Annotated in this window: 8 protein-coding genes; 6 read left to right on the top strand and 2 right to left on the bottom strand. The window is 44.2% G+C overall.

Annotated features, from left to right (window positions below; genetic code table 11):
* Positions 1-261: 261 nt before the first annotated feature.
* Positions 262-666, top strand: coding sequence for a BON domain-containing protein (locus tag QUA10_RS28320; protein ID WP_333085834.1), 405 nt, complete (start codon positions 262-264; stop codon positions 664-666).
* Positions 667-798: 132 nt separating this feature from the next.
* Here QUA10_RS28320 and QUA10_RS28315 read toward each other — a convergent pair whose 3' ends face one another.
* A complete protein-coding gene (locus QUA10_RS28315; RefSeq protein ID WP_333085833.1) occupies positions 799-1,176 on the bottom strand; it encodes a hypothetical protein in 378 nt (125 codons plus the stop codon).
* 283 nt (positions 1,177-1,459) lie between these two features.
* Between QUA10_RS28315 and rppA the strand changes: the two genes are divergently transcribed.
* The 5 genes from rppA (at position 1,460) to QUA10_RS28290 (ending at position 7,453) form a co-directional block, all read left to right on the top strand.
* Positions 1,460-2,137 (top strand): two-component system response regulator RppA, encoded by a 678-nt coding sequence (gene rppA / locus QUA10_RS28310; RefSeq protein WP_333085832.1) that lies wholly within the window; start codon positions 1,460-1,462, stop codon positions 2,135-2,137.
* An 18-nt stretch (positions 2,138-2,155) separates the two neighbouring features.
* Positions 2,156-3,436: a HAMP domain-containing sensor histidine kinase gene (locus QUA10_RS28305; protein ID WP_333085831.1), complete on the top strand. Its 1,281-nt coding sequence runs from the start codon at positions 2,156-2,158 to the stop codon at positions 3,434-3,436.
* Positions 3,437-3,521: 85 nt separating this feature from the next.
* Complete coding sequence (locus QUA10_RS28300; RefSeq protein WP_333085830.1) at positions 3,522-4,073, top strand: DUF3124 domain-containing protein; 552 nt, start codon at positions 3,522-3,524, stop codon at positions 4,071-4,073.
* Between the two features lie 319 nt (positions 4,074-4,392).
* Positions 4,393-5,352 carry an aldo/keto reductase gene (locus QUA10_RS28295; protein WP_333085829.1) on the top strand — a complete coding sequence of 320 codons (960 nt, stop codon included), beginning with the start codon at positions 4,393-4,395 and terminating at the stop codon, positions 5,350-5,352.
* Positions 5,353-5,581: 229 nt separating this feature from the next.
* Positions 5,582-7,453 carry a serine/threonine-protein kinase gene (locus tag QUA10_RS28290; RefSeq protein WP_333085828.1) on the top strand — a complete coding sequence of 624 codons (1,872 nt, stop codon included), beginning with the start codon at positions 5,582-5,584 and terminating at the stop codon, positions 7,451-7,453.
* A gap of 134 nt (positions 7,454-7,587) precedes the next feature.
* Here the strand turns inward: QUA10_RS28290 and QUA10_RS28285 are convergent, their stop codons facing one another.
* Positions 7,588-8,028 (bottom strand): Uma2 family endonuclease, encoded by a 441-nt coding sequence (locus QUA10_RS28285; RefSeq protein WP_333085827.1) that lies wholly within the window; start codon positions 8,026-8,028, stop codon positions 7,588-7,590.
* Positions 8,029-8,174 lie beyond the last annotated feature (146 nt).

Genomic DNA, 8,174 nt, shown 5'->3' with positions numbered 1-8,174 from the left:
CTTTCATTAGGTTTGATTACACAATGATATTTCATTATTATTGATTGTACCTCATTACAGCGGGAACCGCTGTATAGGCTTGCCAACCTTAGTTCACTGGATTTGATTTATTGTTGCCTTTTATTAATAAGGTTGTAAAAAGCATTACTTTTGATAGATGAACAATCGTACATTTATATGTTAATTTCAAAGGCTCAAAGACTTCATCCTGAGTTTTATCGGCAAAATTGCGTTTCACTACCAACAAAACAAACAAAGAATATGCAATTATTAAAGCTATTTGTGCAAGGAATCAGCGTCAGCACAGTTGCAATTTTGGGTTTAGGTGCTTGCACCTCCCCCAATACTTCACAGACAACTGTTCCATCTACTTCTGCTCCCACAACTGCCACTGGAAATACGACTGTTTCAACCCCTGCTGCGCCTGCAACCACGACCGCACAGACGGCTGAAAATCAAGACATTGACGATATTGCTGATCGCGTAGAAGATGCTTTAGACTCCGATGCCACCCTCAAGCAATTCGATTTGGACGCAGACGATCGGGATAATTCGATTGTGTTAACAGGCCGCGTTCAAACGGCAGAACAAAAAGCATTGGCAGAACAAATTGCTCGGCAAAATGCAGCGAATTTTTCCATCAATAACGAAATCGTCACTCAGTAGTTATTAACAGTGAAGTGGCAAGAGTATTGGACGCTTCTTGCCGCTTGAGCAATTGCTCGATCGCAGCGAGGAAACCTATAAATTTAACAACCTTATTTGACTGGATGCGAGCGCAAAATTGAAACAATAAATTTATTCAACGATCTCGTAACGGACTAACTGCCGCACATTTTGACGCGATAACTGTAGTTCTTGGGCGATCGCTGCCTCTATCTGGGTTGCGTCAGTCATTGGCAATTCTAATTCCAATCGCTTCAAAATGGGTTCTGCTGTTTCTACCGCAACCTGGGTGGTTCCTTGTTTTCGGTTAATCACCGCGTTGATCAGCAATATATTGACAGACACCGTTGCTTTAAGCTGGGTATCTGCCTGAAGTTTATTCTTTACTATCTGGGGTTGTTGTAATTCTTGAGCCATTAGGAAACTGGAACCAACCCAAAACGCGATCGCCACAAACGGCAATGGCAACCAAAACTCTGCGCCTGAGACTTGCAGCCAACGTCTAATCATCCGCTATTCTTTCCCATTTATTCTGAGGCTCTTACTATCTATAGCAATTCTAAATCATTTGCATAATTATTGTAGGGGCAATCCTCCCGTGGTTGCCCGATAGATAAGGGATAGGAACTCTTAGCACTACCCCTACAAATTTATCTGAATCATTTAGGATTGCTATATTGGCACTTTAATACAACTGGATATCTCCTAAAATCTAGCTTAAAGAAGATGCGCGAATCGCCTCAAACTCTAATAATTCTTAAAACTGCAAGCTGCGAAGGAGGCGAGCCGAGATATGAGAGTTTTGCTGGTGGAGGACGATCCAAAGCAACTGATGCCACTTCAAACAGTGCTGTCTCAAGCAGGACATAGCGTGGATGGGGTAAAAGATGGACAGACGGCACAGTGGCTGTTATCAGAAAAAGAATATGATTTGTTGATTTTGGACTGGATGTTGCCACATATCAGTGGGGTAAATCTCTGTCGTCAATATCGAGCCGCAGGGAAAACAGCGCCGATTTTGATGATCACCGCAAGAGACACCACGCCGGAAAAAGTGACTGGGTTAGACGCAGGTGCAGATGATTACCTGGTGAAACCCATCGATTTGGTTGAATTCATGGCACGAGTGCGGGCATTAAGACGACGATCGCCCCTTTGGCAAGGAGATACGCTCAGCCTTGAGGATCTACAACTCCACCTCGATACTCTGACTGTTGAGCGACAAGGTGCAACTGTTTCCCTCTCCAGTCGCGAGTTTCAGTTGTTGGAGTATTTTATGCGTCATCCTCGACAGGTTTTGACTCGGAATCAGATTGAACAAGCTGTGTGGGAATGGGGGACTGAACCAGAGAGCAATGCAATTACGGTTCTAATTCGCAAACTCCGCCAACGCTTGCAGGCTGTAGGATCGGCAGACTGGATTGAGAGCATTTACGGTATGGGTTATCGCCTCACTTCCCCTGAAAAGTAACGATCGTGAAGGCAAGTCATGTTTAATCAAAGTCGTCGCAATCTGGCTCGTTGGTTCACCCTCTCCATGGGAAGCATTCTCGTGCTGTTTGCAGGGGTGATTTACCAGATTGAGGTAAAAGATAAACTAGAAGCCCTTGACCGACTGCTCTATGACAAGACTAGAGTCATGGCTGCCAGCGTACATTATGAAGTTCGCAAAAACCAGAGCCAGGTCGATCTGAGTCATGTCTCCTTGTTAGGCAGTGGGTCTCATCCGCTTGCAGAAGATCTGATTTATGTACGCTGGTATAACGCACAAAGGCGGTTAGTTCGTTTTTTTGGGACTCCTTCTTCAGAGCAGTTAAATACGCCCTTTGGTTATCTCACAGTTCGATCGATCGATCCACTTTTGGGAAAAGGAATCTGGCTGCGTCAGGTGACATTACCCGTTGAAGGTAGAACTGGGGTACTCGGTTATCTTCAGGTTGCAACTCCCCTGACAGAAACTCAAAACAGGCTCACTCAGCTTCAGATTGTGCTCACTTTCGCTGTCCCGCTGACACTGGGCTTAATTGCCCTTACAGGTTGGTTTCTCAGTGGGCTGGCCATGCAACCGATTCGGCAAGCCTATCAACAGCTTCAACGCTTTACAGCCGATGCCTCTCATGAGTTGCGATCCCCCCTCTCTGCCATCCTCACCAATGCCCAGCTTGGGTTAATGATTGCGACTGATGACTCGCGCTACCACCCCCCCTTGGAAAACATTGTAGACAGTGCGAAATCAATGGGACTGCTGGTGAATAATTTGCTGCTGTTAGCTCGGCATCAGGGGCGACTAGCGCCGGAATCGCTCAGGTTAATCAATCTCAACGAGTTCCTCAGCAATTTAGCAACCCAGTTTCTCGCACTTGCAGAAGTCCAAAATATCAAACTAACCTGCGAATCACCGGCACAACGGATTGAATTGTTGGCCGATCCTGATTTGCTACGGCAAGTAGTCGAAAACTTGCTTTACAATGCCTGTAAATATACTCCCGTTGGCGGAACTATACAGATACGCCTAGTTCTTCATTCCAATTTGGCAGTCATTCAGATAATCGATACGGGAATCGGTATTCCAGAAGCGGACTTACCCTATATTTTCGATCGCTTCTATCGAGTAGACACCGATCGCTCGCAGGAGAGTGGAGGCTTTGGGCTGGGGTTAGCGATCGTCGAACAAATTGTCAAGGCACACAGCGGACAAATACAGGTGACGAGTGAAGTGGGCAAAGGCTCAACGTTCCAGGTTGAACTGCCGCTCAAACTTTATCACTAAGCCGCCTCAAACGAGAGAGAAGGTGTACTCTGCTTTCTGCTTTAGACGTAACTGCAATGTATGTGGTGTATTTGGATGAATGCCGATGAAGTTTAAACATGATTTCTGGGTTGGTTGGGCGCTAGGGGCGATCGTCCTGAGTTCTTGTTCAGACCAAACTACCTCACCAAGACAACAACTTGATACAAAACGTGAAACCTCACTGAGAGCAGTCCCGTTAGATCAAACAAAAGTTGTGATGGGACAAACCGTATATGTCCCTATTTACTCACATATTTATCACTACAATAGCCAGGATAATGTGATGAATTTGTCAGCGACGCTCAGTATCCGCAATACGGATCTGACAAATTCAATTATTATCACTTCGGTGCGTTACTACGATAATGATGGGAAATTGATTAGGCAAGACATTAAGAGTCCAGTAGAACTCAAGCCGCTTGCTTCCACAGACTTTTTCATTGCAGCAGATGATACAAGTGGAGGCTCAGGTGCAAACTTTATTGTGGAGTGGGTTGCAGAAAAAACGGTTTATGATCCTGTCATTGAAGCTGTCATGATTAGTACCTCTTCTTCTCAGGGCATTTCATTTATCAGTCCCGCTAAAGTTCTCAAGCAACACAAGATGCAGAAGTGATTTTAGAGGATTAAATTATTGCTTTACAAGGTAGTTTTAGACTACTATAAGGGGAGCCATGTCATATTTGTAAAAACACTTCTTCTGGCTTCTTCCTTCTTGCTTCTGACTTTTTTCCTACTCGCTCCTGACTCCTAACTCCAATTCTGGGCTTGGCTGCTTTCGTTGAGATGCTCCCATTTTTAATTTTCAACTTTGTACATCACTCTTTATTGCAAAATAAAACGATAGCATTACTGTACATGACTACACAACTTTTTTCTGTTAAGATTATAGAGCTTGAGGGTGAATACTAAAAATATAAATGAGGAGTTAGGGTATGCAAAAGCGACAATTGGGGACATCACAAATTGAGATTACGCCGATAATTATGGGGACTTGGCAAGCTGGGAAGCGAATGTGGGTGGGAATTGAGGATGCGGAAACTGTCAAAGCAATGCGCGCCGCTTTTGAGGCAGGTATTACCACCTTTGATACGGCTGAGGTTTACGGAGAAGGGCATTCGGAACAAATTATCGGTCAAGCACTTTCAAATGTGCGATCGCAAGTAGTTTATGCTAGCAAAGTTTTCGCCAACCACCTGAAACCCGATTTGGTAATCGAAGCCTGCGATCGATCGCTAAAAAACCTCAACACCGATTATATCGACCTTTACCAAATCCACTGGCCCGCTGGCACTTGGAATTCCGAGTTAGTGCCAATTGCAGAAACAATGGACGCCCTGAACAAGTTAAAAGAACAGGGAAAAATTCGGGCGATCGGCGTTTCCAACTTCTCCCGCGCCCAAATAGAAGAAGCCGCCCAATACGGACGCATCGACAGCTTGCAACCGCCCTATTCTCTGTTTTGGCGCTGGGTAGAAAAAGATGCGATGTCCTATTGTGTGGACAATCATATCTCCATCATTGCCTATTCATCTCTAGCTCAAGGAATATTGACAGGTAAATTCGGGCCCGAACACAAGTTTGAAGAAGGCGACCACCGCGCCAAAAATAAGCTGTTCATCAAAGAAAATTACGACCGAGTGCAAACAGCATTAAATCAACTCAGGCTAATTGCATATCGCCACCAGATAAGCTTGGGCAACTTAGCTTTAGCTTGGTTGATTTCCCAGCCACAAACAAATGCAATTGTCGGCGCGCGCGACGGGGAACAAGCAGCCGAAAATGCTAAAGCTGCTGAGGTAAAATTGAGTGAAGAGGAATTAAAAGAGATTGATGCGATCGGGCGCACAGTCACCGATCATTTAGACGATAACCCCGTTATGTGGAACTTTTAAAACAGTTGACAGTTGATAAAGGACTAAAGTCCGAACGCTAAAACCAACTTTTACAGTCCCGGACGCAGGGATAGTCAGAAACCGGGTTTTTTGCATTGTACTTCGTTACAGCCCGCAGATTCGGTAAAAACCCGGTTTCTTTGGTATTTAGGCGCAAGTTTTATTTGATCTAGCTTTGCAAATCTCAAATCCCCAATCCCCAAATCTAAAATCTAAAATCTAAAATCGAATGAGTTACTGCCTAAACCCGAACTGTTCCAAGCCACAAAACCCTCCCGCAGCCAAAATTTGCAGAAACTGCCGTTCAAAACTGCTGCTGCGCGATCGCTACCGGGCTATAAAGGCGATCGGACAAGGGGGTTTTGGTAGAACATTCCTCGCCGTTGACGAAGACAAGCCCTCAAAACCTCGCTGCGTCATCAAACAATTTTTACCCCCAGAAACCCCACTCATCCCATCAGCAAGCAATCGCAACAGCAAAAAAGCAGCCGAACTTTTTGAACAAGAAGCAATGCGATTAGACGAATTGGGCAAACACCCTCAAATTCCCGAACTATTAGCCTATTCCATCCAAGACAGCAGACAATATGTAGTCCAAGAATTTATCGACGGGCAAAATTTAGCACAAATTGTAGAAACAGAAGGCACATTTACAGAAAATCAGATTCAAGACTTACTTAATAGCTTATTACCCGTCCTTCACTTCATCCATTCCCACAACGTTATTCACCGAGACATCAAACCCGGAAACATCATCCGCCGCGCCGACAAACAATTAGTTTTAGTAGACTTTGGCGCCGCCAAAATTGCCACAGGTACAGCATTACTCAAAACCGGAACCAGCATCGGCAGCCCCGAATACATCGCCCCCGAACAAGCTAGAGGCAAAGCATTTTTTACCAGCGATTTGTACAGTTTAGGCGTAACTTGTTTGTATTTGCTAACTCAAGTTTCCCCTTTTGACCTGTTCGATCCTGGTGAAGATGCCTGGATATGGCGGCAGTATTTAGCCTACAAACCGGTGAGTGAACAACTCGGAAAAATTTTAGACAAAATGATTGAAAATGCTACCAACCGCCGCTATCAAACGGCTGTTGAAGTATTAAAAGAAATTAATCCCCAAGTTGCGATCGATCTAGCAATTCCTCAAACAAATTCCAAGTTAGTTAAACCAGGAAAAACTCCCGCCCAGCCCCAACAGCAAACCTATAACTGGCAATGTCTTCACACCCTAACAGGACACAAAAACTTAATTTACTCTGTGGCTTTCAGCCCCAACGGAGAAGTTGTAGCCAGCGGCAGCGATGACAAAACAATCAAGCTGTGGGGAGTTGAAGACGCGCAAGAAATTGTCACCCTCACAGGACACGCTAACTCGGTTTATACAGTAGCTTTCAGCCCGGACGGACAGATGCTAGCCAGCAGCAGCCACGACAAAACAGTAAAACTTTGGCGGATGAAAGATGGACAAGAAATCCGCACCCTGATTGGTCACAATAACTCAGTTTACGGGGCAGCTTTCAGTCCCGATGGCGAAACTCTTGCTAGCAGCAGTTGGGACAGAACAATCAAGATTTGGCGAGTCAAAGACGGGCAAGAAATTCGCACGCTTGCGGGTCACATCAATTTAGTTTATTTTGTTGCTTTTAGCCCTGATGGAGAAACTCTTGCTAGCTGCAGTTGGGACAGAACAGTCAAAATTTGGCGAGTTAAAGATGGGAAGCTAATTCGCACAATTACAGGTCATACAGACTCCGTTCGCTGCATAGCTTTTAGTCCAAATGGAGAGTTTTTGGCTAGCGGCAGCCATGACAATACTATTAAAATTTGGTGGGTCAAAGATTGGCAAGAAGTTTTAACTATCACAGGACATTCTTGGTATGTTGATTCTATTGCTTTTAGTCCCGATGGCGATATTCTGGCTAGTAGCAGCAATCAAACTATCAAGATTTGGCGAGTGAAAGATGGTCAAGAAATTTGTAATATTGCGGGTCACACTAACTCGGTATATTCGGTTAATTTTAGCCCGGAAGGAGAGTTTTTGGCTAGCGGCAGCAGTGACAAAAGTATTAAGATTTGGCAGAACACCATGTTTGTTTGATTAACCACAATCAAAATTGTTTGTAATCCTTGGGCGCGGGCAGGTTTATGAGAATTGTTGGTTTTAGGCAATTATTGTTGGTGGTGAAGCTGCCCCTACAGGAATTACGATCGATTCACCGGACACGATATGATTCAACCGTTCTCCCTTTCAATTTTCCGTCGCAACTCTCGAATTATTGCACTTGTATGGCGATCGCGCGACATTTGCCAGCATTCCTCCACAATTTCTGATACATTAAAATTGGGAAAATAACGGCTAACTGAACTTTCGACATATCGCTCGTTTTGCAAGTCGTAAATTCTGAGCTTATTTTTCTTAAACAGCCACACTTCCGGCACTTTATAAGGGAAATAATCATCTACATCGGTGTAGCTAGTTACGTCTATTTCAATTACTAGATCTGGTGGCGGTTCAACACCCCAAGCAATCCTATTTTTACCAATAATTGCCCCACAATTATCGATATAAAAACAATAATCTGGTTCAATTCCTCTTTCTTCGGGCAAATCCATGGTAATTGGTGTAAACGCTTCATAATCTCGCCCCAAGTAATACCACTTCTCCAAAAACATGCTACAATAGCACTTCTAGTAAAAAGACGATTGTATGAAAGTAAATTACCAAGAAAGAATTGAAGACAGAGCGACCGAATTAAAAATAATTATGTCACAGCAACGAACTGTAACTAACAGACAAAAAATTCAGGCACTTTATTTGT

Origin of the sequence: Microcoleus sp. Pol8_D6, assembly GCF_036700965.1 — a bacterium.
GTDB lineage: Bacteria > Cyanobacteriota > Cyanobacteriia > Cyanobacteriales > Microcoleaceae > Microcoleus.
This window is presented reverse-complemented; position numbering and strand designations above follow the sequence as displayed.